The following is a 17,665-nucleotide window of genomic DNA, read 5'->3' as shown; positions in this document are numbered from 1 at the left end:
CCACATCACTTTTATTCATCACCGTTACTTTAAGTGATCCCAAGAGATATTGGAGACGATTCGACAGGGTTCGCATCTAAAGTGAAAAATATCATGCAACGCTTCATCCAATAACCATTCACCACCGCATTTAGGGCATTTACGCGCTTTCTCATCAGCTAAGCTCTTGCCCCCCACCTTATACAAGTAATAATAAGTCGGGATATGAGTGATAAATTCAATCCGACCACGAAGATCCCAGCCTCGTCTAAACAAATCACTGCTCACGTCACTGAGCTCTCTTAGCGTTGCGTGCTCGGCTTTGCAGCCTCCCCCCATCTGAACCTCATCACAAGCTTGCCATTCAGTTTGCCACTTTATTAATGACTTATGGTCACCGTTTAAGGTCGGAGGGTTTCGATACAACGGGATGGGCAATAAGGTTTCACCACTTCTTAATGGCGAGCATGTATGAACATACGTTGTGTACAATACTTGCCAACTCGGTGCTTCTTCCTCTGCTGATTCTTCCGAATTCAAATCTTGACCAAGCAAGCGCATTTTAGGCGCCAGTAAACAGGCGTCAGATAAGCGCTTGAAACAAACCTTCACAAAATCAGAATGGTGCCTAGGGTGCAAACTGTCTTGTTCCGGGCACACCACTCGAACGAAGAACTCACCATCCCCCATCACAATTGGAAACTCACGACCCAACACCTGACCATTAAAGCGCAGTGCATCCATTAAGCCATTAATGCCTTTTTCAACGGCAGTAATGGTGGTGTTATCAAAGCATTCAAACTGAAGCTCTATCACATACATAAGTAAACTCCGGATGCCATTAAACGTTCGGTTCGAGACCATTAAGAAACGACACAAGATCATCGGCAATCACATCGCGGCGGTCGGTTCCGATACGTTCCAAAATTACCTGCCCAGAGAGGTTACAAATTGAGATCACATCCATATCGGCCTCAGTGGCTGCGATAAAGATGGTCGGTTTTAGCTTCAAACGCTTTTGAGTGACAAGGTGCCCCAATATATTCTCTTGCAAGCGTACATAGTCCTCATCACTCCAGACTTGCAGCAGTGTCAGTGTATTACCTTGCCACGTTGCCTCCATGTCCGCACTGTACTGATGCCCATAATAGGCTTTGATATCATCATGAATCAGCAGCTCAATACCACGTTCGATGCTTTCTAATTGCTCTGGCGTCTCGCGCACACTCGCGCGCCAGAAAACCTGTTCATCATTTTTGCTTTCAATACACGGAGAAACCAAATCATATAGGTCTTCATTTGCAGGGAGTGATTGATGCTTACTCTGCCATGATTCTTCGTAGCGCTTGGCAAATGCCTCTAGCGCTTGTTGTACACTTTGATTCATATTCTCTCCACTTATCACCGTATTGACCGCGTATTTCCGCTCACAAAAGATGACAGCTATTGCTGGATCTCGTAAAATTCGCATTATTCTAATCGAAATATCACACAATTATGAGCAAATATTCAAACGCTGCCGCGCTTTCTGGCCTCACTCTCGGGCAGAAAACCGATTACACTAATCAATATGACCCATCATTGTTGCAACCTGTGCCAAGAAGTCTTAACCGAGACGACCTTGAACTGGGCGGCGAGTTACCGTTTCACGGCTGTGATATTTGGACGCTTTATGAGATATCTTGGCTAAACAGCAAAGGCTTACCACAGGTTGCCATTGGTGAAGCCTCAATCCCTGCTACCAGCGAGAATCTCATTGAGTCGAAATCATTTAAGCTCTACCTCAACAGTTTTAACCAAACACGATTTTCGAATTGGGATGAGGTTCAAAATACCATTCAACGCGATCTATCACAGTGTGCCGGTGAGGAAGTAAGCTTAACGCTCACTGCCGTTAAGGATTTTGAACAATCTTCTATTGTGGGTATGGCCGGTGAATGCATCGACGAGCAAGATATTGAGATCGATAGCTATGAATTCGATGCCAAACTCCTGTTAGGGGCAAGTGGTGGTGATGCGAATGCTCATGCTCATGCTCATGGTATTAAGAGTAGCGATATCGTCGAGGAAGCGTTACATAGCCACCTATTAAAATCGAACTGCTTAATTACCAATCAACCAGATTGGGGCAGCGTGGAAATCCAATATAACGGTCCGAGAATCAACCGTGAAGCCTTGCTTCGTTACCTTGTGTCCTTCAGAGAGCATAATGAGTTTCATGAGCAATGCGTTGAGCGTATCTATACCGATATTATGCAGTACTGTCAGCCAACCTCGTTGACCGTATACGCTCGTTACACTCGACGCGGTGGTTTAGATATTAATCCTTATCGCTCAAGCAGCACGATACTACCTACACACAACACTCGTATGGCTAGACAATAAATGATCACTAAGAATGGACGCACTGATGAAATCTAAGTTCTGGCCTGTATTAGGGTTGGTTGTCTCGCTATTGGCAGGCGTTTACTCCATGCCGCTTCATGCGCTCAATTTTACGTCCCCACTTCTCGTTGAGGCCGATAAACTCGTCGAGATTGAGCCTGCAAAAGCGAGCGAGATTGCCAGCAACTATCTAGAAAGTAGAAAGTTCATCGAGCAGCATGATGACCGACCATCAAATCTATCCAGAGATGATACCGATCAACGTGTCCGCACCCCTCTAAGCTCTGTGAACGCACTCACTATTTTAGCGCAAGCACAGTTTAACCTTGGTCATATGAAGAGTGCGCTCGAGCACTTAGCCGACGCCGAGGCAATGACAAAGAAGTATCGCTTGTTGTTTCTTGAGCTTGACGTTCGTATCTTAAAAACACGATTGACCTGGCTTAAAGATGGCGACGGGGCGAGTGCGTTGGATGCGTTAAAGCTGATTGAAAGCGAGTTAGAAGGCATCCGAAAAGGCCATAGCATCGCTAACCGCACAAGTTATAAAATTAAGATCCTTCAAGGTGAAATCGCGTCTGCTGAGAACGAATTCGAGCTGGCTAATCACATGTATCAAAAAGCCGGTATTTACGTCCCAAGCGACACCTTATCGAAGTTATCGATAAGCTATCATACGGCTTACGGTACGCACTTCTTACGCTATCGCCGCTACAATGAAGCCCTTTCAGAATTACTGCTGGCTTACTGGACCGCCATTGAACTCGACTCAGGCGACCAATTAGCACATATTAACCAACTGCTTGCGCAACTTTTCATGCAAAGACAGGTATTAGATAAAGCACTCGAGCATTTATCTCAAGCGGCTAATTTTTATGATAACTACCCAGACTCACCGGTTCTGGTCGACGTCTTAAAGTTGATGGGCGATATCTATTTTCTGCAAGGCAAATATAACCTCGCATTAGTGCATTACTTTAATGTCGTTGACCATAGAAGTTTTGACAAAAACATCGAAAAGGTCATCGATATTCGAATTAGCTTGGCCTCAACGTATTTGCAGCTCTATAACTACCCATTGGCCGAGCAATATTTATCTCGTGCTCAGACCCTATTATCATTTTCGGATTTTCCAGCACTTAAAGCCCGAGCAGCCTTGCTTTATGCGGGCTTGGCTTACCACCAGCAAGAAAGCGATAAAGTACTAGAGCATGCGAATGAAGCGTTGACCTTGAACCAATCCCTTAAACATACCTCTATCGAACAACAGGCCTATCAACTGTTGGCGTTAGGTTATGAGCAAAAAGGCGATTACAAACTTGCACTTGAGAACATCAAGCAAGCTAACTCTCTGCGGATATTTCAACAAGATCAGCTGAATCAAATTAGTGAGGACGCCTTCCGCCAACAAAAACAATTTGTCGAGCAAGGCCTTCATTACGAAACACAAAAACTAGAACTGAAAGATGCCATTGTTGCTCAAGCGAAATTTCAAAAAGTTGCCTTTGGTCTTTTTTGCGCAGTAAGCGTTATATTCTTGTTTGGCGCTCGCATGTTCTTTGTTCATCGTCGTATGAAAAACGAACTCATCGAGCTCAACGAAAATCTGTTCACACACGCTCGGTCAGGACTTCCTAACTTGCGTTTGCTGAACGCTAACCTTCCAAGTTCACTACAGCGCACCCAGCGTAACTTTGAACAGTGGCAAGTAGGCGAACTGATCAATGAACCACTAAGCGATCGCTTACGCTTTGTCATGATCGATATTCCATTCTTACGCAATATGTATCTTCAAAATGGTTACAAAGCCGGATTAGAACTGGAGCGAGCATTTGGCGAATTTATTCGCAATAAGATCGATAATCCTTCACGGATCTACCATTTCTCCGATGCCAACCTCCTGTACATTGAGCCGAGTATTAAGCCACGTACAGCAGAAAGCTTGTTTGATGAAATACAGAGTTGGGTCACCGAGTTTGAACCTAACCGTAAGATCAACCGTATCGTGCGTGTCGGTATGGCCAACTACCCCTTTTTACCAAGGGCGTATACGGCGATCAACGACAAAGAATTATTGGATATTCTTCTGGTTTCAACCCATATGGCCAGACACATCAGCATGCAAGAAAATAAAAGTCACTGGGTATACCTCAAAGCCATTGATAACGCGCCAGCCGCAAGCCTTGCAACTGATGACATAAGGAAAGCGTGTAAGACAGCCATCAATCAAGGCTTAATAAAAGTCCATTCATCTTCCCAGAATGAGGACGGCTTCAAAAAAACGCTCACTGACGGGTAAAAAAACAGCACTTGAACCTAAGACTACGTGACGTTGTGATGTTTTTTGTTATTATCATTTAATCCATCAATAAACATCACAACCAATTAGTTTTTATAGAATTTATGGGCTCAACTGAACGCGATACATCAGAGCAACTCCACCTGTTGAAAATACAGTTGGAGCAACTTCGCGTTGCCCAACGAGATGCGTCCCTTAAATGTCGGCGAGAACAAACCATATTAAAACGCTTTATTTCAACACTCAGCAATGCCCACATTGGCTCTCATTCCCGTATTGACGAAAAACTGCTTGAGCTTCGTCAAGAGTTAGAGCACAACACGGACATCAGCAGTTTAATCCCTCGTTTTGCAATATTAGAGCGTTTAATCACCCAAAAAGCGTCAGCGCTCGATAAGCAAAGTATTTCATTAGAGGAACAACTTCGTCGCAGTGGAGAAACCCTACAACGAATTACTGGCCTACCCGCTCAAATCAAGCGCGACCTACGCACCGTTCTCACTTACAGCGATAAACACAATTTCAAAAAAACCGACAATGCCATCAAGCTACTCGGTATTTATGAACGCGCCATCAAAATAATCACCTCGAATACATCACTCACTCCTAAAGAACATGAAAGTGCACCCAATAGTAATCTGCTTTTTGGTTTGAATGAGGAACTTCAGAACCTGATTACCGAACTCGATTTTGAAGGTGAATCCGGGGAACAACTGCTAGAAATTCGAACAAAATTACTGATGGATATTTCAAGTGACGCGTTACTTGAACTGACGCTCCGCGTACTGCGCTTAGTGATTGATGGCACAAATTATGAGAGAAAAACATCCGAGCAATTCTTAAAACAAGTCAACGGCTCTCTTTCTCACTCACTCAAGAACGGCACGCAAAACCTCGATCAAAACCAAATCTATTTTGAACAAAGGCAGCAAACGCATCAAGAGCTGAGTTCTTTAGTCGCAAGCAGCAAAACCAACATCAACCAAGGCTCAGACTTAGAAACAGTTAAACGTACGATGGAACCGGTCCTGGCGCAGTTAGCCTCCCTAACAGAGCGACTGCAACACGCGGAAGAACGAGAACAAGCTTTATTGGAACGTATGCAATATAGCAATAACCAATTAGAAGGGCTGTTCGATGTTACGCAAGACTATCGTCGTCGACTGGAAGATCAATCAAAACGCTTGCTCACCGACCCTCTAACGAAGGTTTACAATCGAGCCGCATTGCTCGACAAGCTCGAATTAGAATATCGTCGCTGGCTAAAAAACCAACACTCACTTCGCATTGTGATTCTTGATATCGACAAATTCAAAAGTATCAACCACAACTTTGGTTACAGCGCTGGTGATAAAGCATTAAAAATCATTGCTCGAACCATCTCTAGTACGGTTTGTAACACCGATACGGTTGCTCGTTTTGCGGGTGAAGAGTTTGTGCTTATTATGCCAGAACAAAATGACGCACACTGCCAGAAAATAATCAAAGAAATTCAACTTAAAATCAGCAGCTTACCATTCAAATTTCGCGATCAGCTGATCACGATTACCCTCTCTGCGGCCAGTACTTCATTTAATCAAAATGATACCCCTGACGAGGCTCTAGGACGCCTACACAAAATCTTAAGGCAATCGAAAAAACAAGGGCCTAACCAGTTTGCTTGGGAACGATAATCCAAACTGGTAATTTATAAATAATCTATATTTCATACGGTTATATTTCAAATAACCATAGCAAGTTGTCTTAACTTTGCTAATCTATAATTGTACTCCATCGTGACACTTTCAAAGAAATTAACGTGTCGCCGTTTACAGTGGTCAAGTGAACGCCGCTCATTGACCGTAACTAGACAATACGAATTAAGACGATCGCGTTACCCTTCCTGCCCATTCTAGTAGCCCCGTCCATAAAGATATGGCTCAATCCAAAAGGTGGGTATTCGCTTCCCTTTCTAGACTAAGGAAATGCCATGATTACGCATATTAGCCCTACAGGCAGCATGGATCTTCTCTCTCAACTTGAAGTTGAGCGCCTTAAAAAAACCGCCGCCAGCGATCTTTATCAGCTCTATCGTAATTGTACGCTTGCCGTTTTAAATTCAGGCAGCCACACCGATAACTCCAAAGAGCTGCTCGATAAAAATCGTTCGTTTGATGTCAACGTTATGCGCCGAGAAAGAGGGATAAAACTCGAACTTGCGAACCCTCCTGAGCATGCCTTTGTTGACGGTCAAATTATTAAAGGCATCCAAGAGCATCTTTTCTCCGTGTTGCGCGACATTGTTTACGTCAACATGCACCTTGCCGATAGCCAACGTTTAAACCTCACCAATTCCACGCATATTACAAATTTAGTGTTTGGTATTTTACGTAACGCCGGCTCACTCACGCCGGGCATAGAACCTAACTTAATTGTTTGCTGGGGTGGTCACTCCATCAACCCAACGGAGTACCAATACACTCGAGAGGTCGGTAATGAGCTAGGGCTACGTGAACTCAACATTTGTACCGGTTGTGGTCCTGGCGCGATGGAAGGCCCAATGAAAGGTGCCGCCATTGGCCATGCTAAGCAACGTTACCAAGAAAAACGTTATTTAGGTCTGACCGAGCCCTCGATTATTGCCGCTGAGCCGCCAAACCCAATCGTCAACGAGCTCGTCATCATGCCGGATATTGAGAAACGTTTGGAAGCCTTTGTGCGCATGGGGCATGGCATTATCATCTTCCCTGGAGGCCCAGGGACAGCAGAAGAACTACTCTATATATTGGGTATTATGATGCACCCGAACAATGCAGAACAACCAATGCCAATTGTTTTAACTGGGCCAAAGGAAAGTGAGGCATACTTCCGCTCGATTGACCAATTTGTACGTGACACATTGGGAGAAGAGGCGCAAAAGCATTACCAGATCATCATTGATGACCCAGCCAAAGCGGCGAGAGTAATGAAGGGAGCGATGCCAGAGGTGCGAGAGCACCGTAAAAAAAATGGCGACGCCTACAGCTTTAACTGGTCCCTACATATCGAACCCGAGTTCCAGCTTCCATTCGTTCCAACACACGAAAATATGGCGGGACTGGATTTGCATCTCAATCAACGACCAGAAAATCTAGCGGCTGCATTAAGACAAGCATTTTCAGGCATTGTCGCTGGGAATGTGAAAGCGGAAGGTATTCTAGAGATAGAGAAACATGGGCCATTCTTGATCGATGGAGACAAAAACCTGATGACCAAGATGGATAAATTACTCGGTGATTTCGTCCAACAACAACGAATGAAACTGCCAGGCTCAGAATATATACCTTGTTATAAGATAACTAACAACGAATAAAATTCTGAAACTCGCAAGTAGATTTATTACAATAAGACCATGTTATTCCGTGGTCTTTTTTTATGTCTATCCATCTTGTGATTATTGATGCTCTTAACCTTCTACGACGTGTGCACGCTGTACAGCCTGACCCAGAGGATATTGAACGTACAATTCTGACTACCTCGAGAACGCTAAAACGGATCATCAAAGAGTCGGAGCCCACACACATCATTGCTGTGTTTGATCACCATGAACAAGACCGTGGCTGGCGAGGTGACATCTTACCTGGGTACAAACAGAACAGAAAACCAATGCCCGAACCACTGTGTCGCGGATTAGAAAAAGTGCAAGATGCATGGTGGCAATTAGGGATTGATTCATTATTGTCGGAGGGCGATGAGGCTGATGACTTGGTGGCAACACTCGCGGTAAAAGTCGCCAGTCATGGTGAAAAGGTCACCATTATCTCGACAGATAAAGGCTACTGCCAACTCCTATCACCCACACTACAGATCCGTGACTACTTCCAACACCGCTGGTTAGATGCGCCATTTATCGAAGCTGAGTTTGGTGTTAAGCCAACGCAGCTTGCTGACTATTGGGGACTGACGGGCGTCAGCTCTTCTCAAGTTCCAGGAGTCCCTGGGGTAGGACCAAAAGCAGCAAAAGAGATACTCACTCAGTACGAGACGATTGAAGCCGCCTTCATCGGTGAAGACCTGCCGAAGAAATATCGAAAAAAACTCGATGAGCACATCGAGCTAGCACGAAAATGCCAACAGATTTCTGCGTTAAAAACAGATATTGAGTTAGGGTTTAACCTACAAGATATTCGGTTTGACGAAACGGAACATCTAGGCTCGAAAGCCTAGATGTGAATACGTCATCATTAATATGGCGAGATATTTGATAGCACTTGGATATGCACCGTAATTTCCTCACGGTCATGGTATAAGTGCTTAGCTTGCAGGGTGTACTTCACTTTATTGTCATTGAGGAAAATCTTTAGATTCTCAATGTCTTGAAGTACTTCATCATAGCGACCTTTCATTGGGAGCTTAAGATTGAAGATGGTTTCTTTCGCCCACCCCTTGATAAGCCATTCGCCCATCAACTGTGCCACGCGAGCCGGCTTTTCAATCATATCGCAGACTAGCCAAGTAACATTTTTACGAGGTGGTTCAAATTTGAAACCATCTGCTTGGTGGTGTTTAACCTGACCGGTATTCATTAAACTGTCAGCCATCATGCCGTTATCAATAGCATGAACGAACATAGAGCGACGTACCAGTTGATACGTCCAACCACCAGGGCAAGCCCCAAGGTCAACCCCCCACATACCAGACGCGAGTCGTGTATCCCACTCTTCTCTTGGAATAAATACGTGAAACGCTTCTTCCAATTTTAACGTAGAACGACTTGGTGCATCGGCAGGAAACTTAAGTCGCGGTATGCCCATAAAAAACGCAGAGTTGTTCAACGGTAATGAGTAACCAATATAACAGTGACCTGGTTCAGTAAAACAGATATGCAGAACTGGCTTTTTTGCGTTGTCTTTATTGTAGAGCAAACCTTTACCACGCATCGCTTGACGCACTGGCACTGTAAATTTACGACAAAACTTTAACAGCTCTTTCGCTTCATTGGTGTCTGGGGTTTCAATACGAAGATCACCACACATTGGCAAGCCATCAACGTCATTCAACGATTCAAGAATCGGTGAGATACGATCGTCTGTTGGCAGTGACTCAAGCTCACTCGCAATAGCAAAAATCTGGCGAGCAAAGATCAGCGATTTAAAGTCAATATCGCGTACTAGTTTTGCTGCATCACCTTCTTGGTAGCATTCAAATAACACATACCCTGAGTTATTTTTTACTCTTGGAAAACCAAAAACCTCAAGCTGATTCGCTTTGTCTTGAATTTCACCAGCACACTCTTTTTCGAATCCAGAGCGGCAATATAGCATTAACTGTTTCACTGATTGACTCCATCTTTGGTCGTATCGTCAGTCATCCGATATCCAGCCAGAGCAAGGAATCCCCACCCGACTATGAACATCACACCACCTAATGGAGTGATTGGCCCAAACCATTTCACTCCTGTTAGCGCTAGGGCGTATAGACTACCGCTAAAGAAAAGGATGCCGATGATAAAGCAAATCGCAGCCCGATGAAATGTCTTTTGTGAATTAGCATCACCCGTGCTTCGAATTAACAACGCACAGAACAGCAAAGCGATGGTATGAATGAATTGATACGTCACGCCGGTTTGAAAAGTACTCAGTAACGAAGGCGAAAGTATTGCTTTCAACCCATGAGCCGCAAACGCCCCTAACGCTACACTGAGCATGCCGGACAAGGCCGCTATAATAATAAAAGCTCGGCTCCATGTCAGGAACGGTTGGATACCCAAGGCATTATTCGACATCAGTAATCCCTTTTACAAACAGCGCAAGGCGATCAACGGCCATTTGGCGGTTTTGTGTCTCAGTAAAACCAGAGGCTTTGCGCGGTTTTAAACTATGGTCGCCATCAGGGATAAAGGTCACCACAACATCATTTGAAAACTCAAAATGCTCAAACTCTTCACGCTTGCCAAATGTATCTCGCTCGCCCTGCAAAATTAAGCACGGCTTCGCGATACTGGCAAGCTGTTCACCTTTATAGTTTTCAGGTTTGCCCGGCGGATGAAAAGGAAACCCCAAACACGCTATTGCTTTCACATTAGGGTGCTCTGATAACAATGAGGCCATTCTTCCGCCCATAGATTTGCCACCAATGACTATCTGACTATCGCCTGCGATGGCATCAATTACAGCCGTCATCGCGTCTAAGAGCTTGGGAGCGCGATCGGGTGGGCGCTTTTTTCCATCTTCGGCACGTTTCACCATATAAGGGAAATTAAAGCGAACAACTCGAATGTCTTTGGCTGCTAATCGTGTTGCCATATCTTGCATGAATTCATGATCCATTCCTGCCCCGGCACCATGTGCAAACAAAAACAACGGTGCCCCTTCAGGACCGTCGATTCGTAAGGTGTCCATCAATTGGCTATCTATCGATACCTTATCCATCAAACAATACCTCTTGCTCTCGTTGAGCCTTCGCTAGCATCCAATCTCTAAATGTTGCAATTCGTCCCATATCGGCTTGTTTCTCGTGACAGACGACATAAAACGCGTTTTTGCTCACTAAGACCTCATCAAAGGGAGCAATCAAGCGCCCTGCATCCAACTCAGGTTGCGCAAGCACGTTATTACCGAGTGCAATACCTTGGCCATGAGCGGCAGCCTGTAACACCATCGTTGAGTGGCTAAAGATAGGACCGTGGTTCACATTTACGCCATCTAACTCATTTTGCTTGGTAAATTGTTTCCAATCTTTACGAGACGTATCGTGCAGCAACGTATGTTGGGACAAATCTGCAAGCGTATCGAGTGGTTTACTGCCCAGTAATAACGCGGGCGCACACAAGGGGACTAAAAATTCTTGGTACAGTTTATCAGCCCGCAAACCAGACCAATTGCCGCGACCATAATAGATGGCCACATCCACATCGTCCGTCAGCGACCCTTCATCCATATCGACCGCTTTGATACGAACATCAATATCTGGCTCTTGTTGATTAAAGTCCGCTAAGCGAGGCACCAACCATTGGATAGCAAAACTTGGCGGCAAACTAATGGTCAGAGCGCCTTTCTCACTGCGTTCCAACACCTTATCTGTTGCTTCAGAAAGAGCCGTGAAAATATCTTTGATATCAAGAAAGTAACTTTGCCCTTCTTCCGTTAGTAATAACGAACGATTTCGGCGACGAAACAGCTTTAAGCCAAGAAATTCTTCTAAGGCTTTTATCTGATGACTCACCGCAGCTTGAGTAACAAAAAGCTCTTCCGCAGCGCGAGTAAAGCTGAGATGGCGCGCCGCAGCTTCGAAAACTTTCAAAGAGTTAAGTGGGGGTAAACGTCTAGACATAGCGCTCTCTCAAATGCATTAGTTTTTTTTATCTGAAACATTATAAATTGTCCATTGCCGAACGGCCAGAGAAATTCTATATTTCATCCCGCAAGCACAAGTCTGAACGGCTTGATTCTCTCTAGAATCAATTGACTTGTGATTGCGATGTTGTGTTTGCAATCTCGATTTTCGAGTTCGGTAGTTTCTACCACCATGCTTTGATTAGTTATCCCCTATTCGAGGCATGTACTTCCTGTTTTGACCTGTCTGTCAAATTTTCTTACACCGCCTTTATGGCGGTGTTTTTTTTGCCTTCTATTTAGGTTTACCGTTACAACTTAGGTTTTCCGATACAACTTAGGTTTCCGATGTAACTTAGTTTTCCAATACAAGCAACTCGACATGTGAACAGTAAACGCAGGCATAAAAAAACGGCCACATATTGTGACCGTTTTTTACATTTTTACAAATAGCTGAGCTAATCGTTAATTATAGTCCAGCTTGAGCAAAGACTTGGTTAACTATCTCTTGCGCTTCGGCTTCAATCAGCTTGAGATGAGCTTCGCCTTTAAAGCTTTCACAATAGATTTTGTAGATGTCCTCTGTCCCAGAAGGACGGGCAGCAAACCAGCCATTTTCAGTGGTTACTTTCAGGCCACCAATCGCGGCACCGTTACCTGGCGCATGCGTTAAACGAGCCGTGATCGCATCACCTGCTAGTGTTTCTGCCGACACCATCTCAGGAGACAACTTCTTAAGTACATTCTTCTGCTCGGTATTCGCAACCGCTTGAATACGGTTGTATTGGGATTCGCCATGTTTTGCGGCTAGCGCTTCATAGTACTCTTGAGGGTTTTTACCCGTTACAGCGGTAATTTCTGCCGCAAGCAGGCATAAAATAATACCGTCTTTATCGGTTGACCATGGCGTTCCGTCTTTACGTAAGAATGACGCTCCAGCGCTCTCTTCACCACCAAAGCCAAACTCACCGTTGTACAACCCATCAACGAACCACTTAAAGCCCACAGGCACTTCACACAAAGTACGACCAAGATCCGCGACGACACGGTCAATTAACGCGCTTGATACTAAGGTTTTGCCAACAGCGACATCCTCACGCCATTGGGTACGGTGGCGATAAAGGTAATCGATACACACCGCTAGGTAATGGTTTGGATTCATCAAACCTTTTGGTGTCACAATACCATGACGGTCGTAGTCAGGGTCATTACCAAAGGCAAGGTCATAGTCATCTTTTAACGCAAGCAAGCCAGCCATCGCATAAGGTGATGAACAATCCATGCGCACTACACCATCTTTGTCCAATGACATAAATTGGAAAGAAGGATCAATAGCGTCACTGACTAAAGTGAGGTCAAGGTTGAACGTTTTACCAATTTGGCGCCAATACTCGATACCAGAGCCACCTAATGGATCAACGCCAATTTTTAACTTCGCTTTTTGAATCGCTTCCATGTCGATAACGTTAACGAGATCGTCGATGTAAGGTTGAACTAAGTCACGAGATTCAACTAAGTCTGATTTCAGCGCCGTCGCAATCGGCAGACGTTTTACGTCTTTCAATTCATCAGCAATAATCTCGTTTGCTCTATCTTCAATCGCTTGAGTCAATTCAGCTTCAGCAGGGCCACCGTGAGTAGGGTTGTACTTAATGCCCCCATCTTGAGGCGGGTTGTGCGAAGGCGTGATAACAATACCATCAGCTTTGGCATCATTGACAAGGTTGTGAGTCAGGATAGCGTGAGAAACACCAGGAGTTGGCGTATAACCGCCATCTTCTTGAATGACGACTTTGACACCATTAGCCACAAGAACTTCAACCACATTGGCAAACGCAGGCTCTGACAAGGCATGCGTATCTTTACCAATGAACAATGGGCCTGTGGTTCCGTGTTGTGCGCGGACTTCAGCAACCGCTTGTGCGATGGCTAAAATATGGTTTTCATTAAATGTCCCTTTATCTGCGCTACCTCGGTGACCAGAGGTACCAAACTGAACTCGATGCGCTGAATTCTGCGGTTCCGGTTGAATGAGAAAGTAGTTAGATACTAATGCGGGAATGTTGTACAAATCTTCTTGCTGAGCCTTTTGGCCCGCTCGAGGATGGATAGCCATAACAGACGTCCTTTTAATATTAAGCCTAAAAAACAAAAAAAAACCTCATAATTACCGTTAGTTGCCGGTTCTTATGAGGCTTGAATCGAAACTCTAAATGGATACCGTCACTTTCTCGACGATATCGGCAGGCATTCCCATCACAGTCATGACCTGCTCCACCATTTGCCGTTTGCGGCTGGTGTTCGTATTCGTTATTACCCAGAGTGGCGTATTAGGAATGGCTTTAGGTTTTGTTGTAGTGCCACTCTCTAACAATGTATTTTCGTTATCTGCGAAATATACGCGTTTGCGCCCTTTTACCTGCGTCGCTTCAGAAAAGCCTTCTGGGTTTAAGCGATGAAGGGTTGATAACACCAACATAAATCTATCAATCGCTTTCTTTAACCCTGCAAATTCGTCAGAGATAAGCAAAGTGCGCATTTCTTTAACAAAATCAACCTGTTCAACTTTTGGCGCTTCTTTGCTGACAACGATAGTTTTAGCGGCGGCCGGTTTCTGTTCCGTTTTTGACGCATCCACATCAAGGAGTCGCCTCAAAATATCAGAAGCACTCTCACCTATATGGTGGGTTTGACTGGCAATGTAACGGTATAGATCCTCATCAACCTCAATTGTTTTCATTCGCTTTTCACAATCTCTATGTTTAAACTCTGATTGATTATAACGAGTTCCGCCGTGAACCTCTACGATAAACGCATCACGAATAACAGAAAAATGTCAGTACTATTAAACTATAAAAGAGAAGGGACCGGCCAGCCCGTTGTATTAATCCATGGCTTATTTGGTGACCTGAATAATTTAGGTGTGCTTGCGCGCGACTTAAAACAAGATTTTGATGTCATCAGTATCGACCTCAGAAATCATGGTAGCTCCTTTCACAGCGACATTCACGACTATCGAAGCATGGCCCAAGACGTGAGTCATTTACTCACCACTCTCAGTATTGAGTCGCCCATCGTAATTGGGCATTCAATGGGAGGAAAGGTGGCGATGGCGGTTAGTGAACACTACCCTATCGCCAAGCTTGTTGTGTTAGATATGTCACCCGTGAAATACACGTCACGGCGCCATGACAATGTAATAGCAGGGCTTGATGAAGTGCTCAAGCACCCGCCCTCTTCCCGTTCTGAGGCTATGGCGCTGTTAGCGCAGCATGTTGAAATGGAAGGGGTACGCCAATTTTTGGGTAAATCACTGTTCAAGCGAGGCGACCACCTAACGTGGCGATTTAACGTTGAATCACTCAAGTCCAATTATCTGGATATACTCGATTGGATACCCATTACCAAAACCAACGTACCTATTCTCTTTATTAAAGGTGGCGACTCTGATTACCTTACCGCCGAACACCAGCCACTCATTCAGGCGCAGTTCGCACACCCCAAAGCACATGTAATCGCCAACACTGGACATTGGTTGCATGCAGAAAAACCAACCGAAGTACTGCGAGCAATTCGAAAATTCATTTAATTTGACATCAAACGAATGCTTGTTCACGAGCTTGGATTAACTTTATCTTTTAACAGTGGTATAGTTTCGCGCAAGCATATTGGCATAAAGGAATAGCATGCTTTACGACTACATAGACAAGTTGGAATCTATTGGATTAGATTTGTTGTTTGCATCGATTTTCTTCTTAATCGGTATGGCAATAAAAGACGTTCTCAAGCAAGGTAACGTCCCAACGTTTGGTCGCCGTATTGTGTGGCTAGTGCTCTTTCTTGGTTGCGCTGGTTTTGTTGCCAAAGGCATCATCCAACTCAGCTGGGAAGGCTCTGGGATAAGTTAACTATCCCCACTTCTTTAGTCAAAAATAGACAATGAAAAGGTACTGATTCTATGGCAAGTGTAGGTCTATTCTTTGGTAGTGACACTGGTAACACAGAAGCTATCGCAAAGATGATCCAAAAACAATTGGGTAAACAGCTCATTCACGTTCAAGATATCGCAAAAAGCAGCAAAGAAGATATTGATAACTTCGACTTGCTTCTTTTGGGTATCCCGACTTGGTATTACGGTGAAGCTCAAGCAGATTGGGACGATTTCTTCCCTGAGCTTGAAGGCATCGACTTCTCAACGAAGCTGGTAGCGATCTTTGGCTGTGGCGACCAAGAAGACTATGCTGAGTACTTCTGTGATGCTATGGGTACAGTACGTGATATCGTTGAAGCAAAAGGTGGCACCATCATCGGCCACACTTCGACAGAAAGCTATGAATTTGAAGCATCAAAAGCTCTCGTTGAAGGCGATGAGTCTCAGTTTGTTGGTTTGTGCATCGATGAAGATCGTCAGCCAGAGCTAACGGATGCTCGCGTCTCTACGTGGACGAAGCAACTTTATGAAGAAATGTGCTTAGCTGAGCTCGAAGACTAATTCGTTGCTCCTAGCCATATAAAAAATGCCTCCAAATCGGAGGCATTTTTTATTGTGTTTACGGATTATTATGCGGCTTGTTTATTGAACTGAGTTGCTACAGATTCGAGTTTTAGACGCGGTTTGACCATTGTCAAACTCAACCGTTTCGGTCGCAGCTATTTGCGCAACGTTACTGAATTTCCCCTTCAGCAAAGGCGTGAGTTGCTGACAAACCTGTTGAATCATGGTCTCCAACATCCAGCTCGTCATTGATTCCGTTTCTGGCTCCCCTCGGGACTGATACTGAGTGGTCCGAAATAAAATACCATCGGCAAAACTAAGGCGCATGTCCACCACTGAAATATCAGGATTCGCTTGCTGAAAATGGCTTTTTTCGAGGTCGCGATTCAGCTCATCAAGCACTTGTGGTGTTAATTCATCGGCAAAAACCACCCCACTTAATAGACAGCCCAGTAATGCCATTGTCATTCGCTTCATACCTAACCCTTCATCTACTTTTTACTTTCTACTAATAATAAACAAAAAAAGACAATGGTCATCGTACAGTCGTTGAATCTAAGCTTGCACCGATGGCGACTCACCATCGCTTATATCGCGAAATTTTGGTTTCTTGCGGATGTAAAGTTTACGCTGAATCGTGGCAACCACATCACTATCTTGGTTGCAGATGTGTGTGATAAATTCTGGAAAACATTTATCGCCTGTGGCGGTACTTTGTAAGATTTGTTCAAGCGCATCTTGGCTAATGACGAACTCAGCGTTTAAATCTGAAAAACCCGGTTTTAGGAAGTCGATACTCGCTTCTTTATCCCAAACATAATACTGCTCACGCAAGATCCCCATTAACATCAGAGAATAAATAGGGTCTGTCATAGCAAAAATACTGCCCCCAAACTGAGAGCGGTTAGCGTTTTTATTCCACCATCTGAGCTTTAGACGAACCTTAACCGAGCGGAAGTCTTCACTAATATCAACAATTCGAATACCAGCCCCCCAAAATGGTGGCCATATGTTAAGTGCAAACTTGACGTATTTGGGCTTATATATCTTTTCTAATCGTCTATCCATCAATCGTCGCTCGTTACGAAATGTAAACAAATTGTAACTGGTCAGATGTGTTTGTAAAGTGACGAAGTTCGACTTCTATGTTAATAGTTAGTAACCCCTTGAAGTTCGTGGTTTATTGTTAAGCCTTAGTGCCCTATAATGATGGGA

General features: G+C 44.4%; 18 protein-coding genes. 8 read left to right on the top strand and 10 right to left on the bottom strand.

What is annotated here, in order from left to right:
- Positions 1-24: 24 nt before the first annotated feature.
- Both AB4405_RS01380 and syd read right to left on the bottom strand, forming a co-directional pair.
- Positions 25-801, bottom strand: a complete 777-nt coding sequence (locus AB4405_RS01380; protein ID WP_102468458.1) for a Zn-ribbon-containing protein — start codon at positions 799-801, stop codon at positions 25-27.
- 19 nt (positions 802-820) lie between these two features.
- Entirely contained in the window at positions 821-1,366 is a 546-nt protein-coding gene (syd, locus tag AB4405_RS01375) for a SecY-interacting protein (protein WP_372059328.1), read from the bottom strand.
- A 110-nt stretch (positions 1,367-1,476) separates the two neighbouring features.
- Between syd and queF the strand changes: the two genes are divergently transcribed.
- The 5 genes from queF (at position 1,477) to xni (ending at position 8,848) form a co-directional block, all read left to right on the top strand.
- Positions 1,477-2,364 carry an NADPH-dependent 7-cyano-7-deazaguanine reductase QueF gene (gene queF / locus AB4405_RS01370; RefSeq protein ID WP_372059327.1) on the top strand — a complete coding sequence of 296 codons (888 nt, stop codon included), beginning with the start codon at positions 1,477-1,479 and terminating at the stop codon, positions 2,362-2,364.
- 25 nt (positions 2,365-2,389) lie between these two features.
- Positions 2,390-4,663, top strand: a complete 2,274-nt coding sequence (locus tag AB4405_RS01365; RefSeq protein ID WP_372059326.1) for a tetratricopeptide repeat protein — start codon at positions 2,390-2,392, stop codon at positions 4,661-4,663.
- Positions 4,664-4,767: 104 nt separating this feature from the next.
- Entirely contained in the window at positions 4,768-6,336 is a 1,569-nt protein-coding gene (locus AB4405_RS01360; RefSeq protein ID WP_372059325.1) for a diguanylate cyclase domain-containing protein, read from the top strand.
- Positions 6,337-6,632: 296 nt separating this feature from the next.
- Positions 6,633-7,994 carry a nucleotide 5'-monophosphate nucleosidase PpnN gene (gene ppnN / locus AB4405_RS01355; protein WP_372059324.1) on the top strand — a complete coding sequence of 454 codons (1,362 nt, stop codon included), beginning with the start codon at positions 6,633-6,635 and terminating at the stop codon, positions 7,992-7,994.
- 62 nt (positions 7,995-8,056) lie between these two features.
- Entirely contained in the window at positions 8,057-8,848 is a 792-nt protein-coding gene (xni, locus tag AB4405_RS01350; protein WP_102468453.1) for a flap endonuclease Xni, read from the top strand.
- A 17-nt stretch (positions 8,849-8,865) separates the two neighbouring features.
- Here the strand turns inward: xni and rlmM are convergent, their stop codons facing one another.
- From rlmM to seqA, 6 genes are all read right to left on the bottom strand, one after another.
- Entirely contained in the window at positions 8,866-9,957 is a 1,092-nt protein-coding gene (gene rlmM / locus AB4405_RS01345; protein WP_372059323.1) for a 23S rRNA (cytidine(2498)-2'-O)-methyltransferase RlmM, read from the bottom strand.
- A complete protein-coding gene (locus tag AB4405_RS01340) occupies positions 9,954-10,406 on the bottom strand; it encodes a DUF423 domain-containing protein (RefSeq protein ID WP_372059321.1) in 453 nt (150 codons plus the stop codon). The genes rlmM and AB4405_RS01340 overlap by 4 nt, the downstream gene beginning before the upstream one ends.
- Complete coding sequence (locus tag AB4405_RS01335; RefSeq protein WP_372059350.1) at positions 10,396-11,022, bottom strand: alpha/beta family hydrolase; 627 nt, start codon at positions 11,020-11,022, stop codon at positions 10,396-10,398. Before AB4405_RS01335 ends, AB4405_RS01340 begins: the two co-directional genes overlap by 11 nt.
- Positions 11,023-11,044: 22 nt before the next feature.
- Complete coding sequence (locus AB4405_RS01330; protein WP_102468450.1) at positions 11,045-11,953, bottom strand: transcriptional regulator GcvA; 909 nt, start codon at positions 11,951-11,953, stop codon at positions 11,045-11,047.
- Between the two features lie 471 nt (positions 11,954-12,424).
- Entirely contained in the window at positions 12,425-14,071 is a 1,647-nt protein-coding gene (gene pgm / locus AB4405_RS01325; protein WP_102468449.1) for a phosphoglucomutase (alpha-D-glucose-1,6-bisphosphate-dependent), read from the bottom strand.
- Positions 14,072-14,164: 93 nt separating this feature from the next.
- Positions 14,165-14,695 carry a replication initiation negative regulator SeqA gene (gene seqA, locus AB4405_RS01320; RefSeq protein WP_102468448.1) on the bottom strand — a complete coding sequence of 177 codons (531 nt, stop codon included), beginning with the start codon at positions 14,693-14,695 and terminating at the stop codon, positions 14,165-14,167.
- A gap of 93 nt (positions 14,696-14,788) precedes the next feature.
- Between seqA and AB4405_RS01315 the strand changes: the two genes are divergently transcribed.
- The 3 genes from AB4405_RS01315 (at position 14,789) to fldA (ending at position 16,447) form a co-directional block, all read left to right on the top strand.
- Complete coding sequence (locus AB4405_RS01315; protein ID WP_372059320.1) at positions 14,789-15,544, top strand: alpha/beta fold hydrolase; 756 nt, start codon at positions 14,789-14,791, stop codon at positions 15,542-15,544.
- 97 nt (positions 15,545-15,641) lie between these two features.
- Positions 15,642-15,863, top strand: a complete 222-nt coding sequence (locus tag AB4405_RS01310) for a DUF2788 domain-containing protein (protein ID WP_102468447.1) — start codon at positions 15,642-15,644, stop codon at positions 15,861-15,863.
- A gap of 50 nt (positions 15,864-15,913) precedes the next feature.
- Positions 15,914-16,447, top strand: a complete 534-nt coding sequence (gene fldA, locus AB4405_RS01305; protein ID WP_102468446.1) for a flavodoxin FldA — start codon at positions 15,914-15,916, stop codon at positions 16,445-16,447.
- 81 nt (positions 16,448-16,528) lie between these two features.
- Here fldA and AB4405_RS01300 read toward each other — a convergent pair whose 3' ends face one another.
- Together AB4405_RS01300 and AB4405_RS01295 are read right to left on the bottom strand one after the other, a co-directional pair.
- Positions 16,529-16,927: a hypothetical protein gene (locus AB4405_RS01300; protein ID WP_372059318.1), complete on the bottom strand. Its 399-nt coding sequence runs from the start codon at positions 16,925-16,927 to the stop codon at positions 16,529-16,531.
- Positions 16,928-17,005: 78 nt separating this feature from the next.
- Positions 17,006-17,518: a DUF4442 domain-containing protein gene (locus AB4405_RS01295; protein ID WP_372059317.1), complete on the bottom strand. Its 513-nt coding sequence runs from the start codon at positions 17,516-17,518 to the stop codon at positions 17,006-17,008.
- Between the last annotated feature and the right edge of the window lie 147 nt (positions 17,519-17,665).

The organism is Vibrio sp. 10N.261.51.F12 (assembly GCF_041471725.1).
Lineage (GTDB): Bacteria > Pseudomonadota > Gammaproteobacteria > Enterobacterales > Vibrionaceae > Vibrio.
Note: the sequence above shows the minus strand (reverse complement) of the source record. Positions and strands in the feature narration are given on the sequence as shown.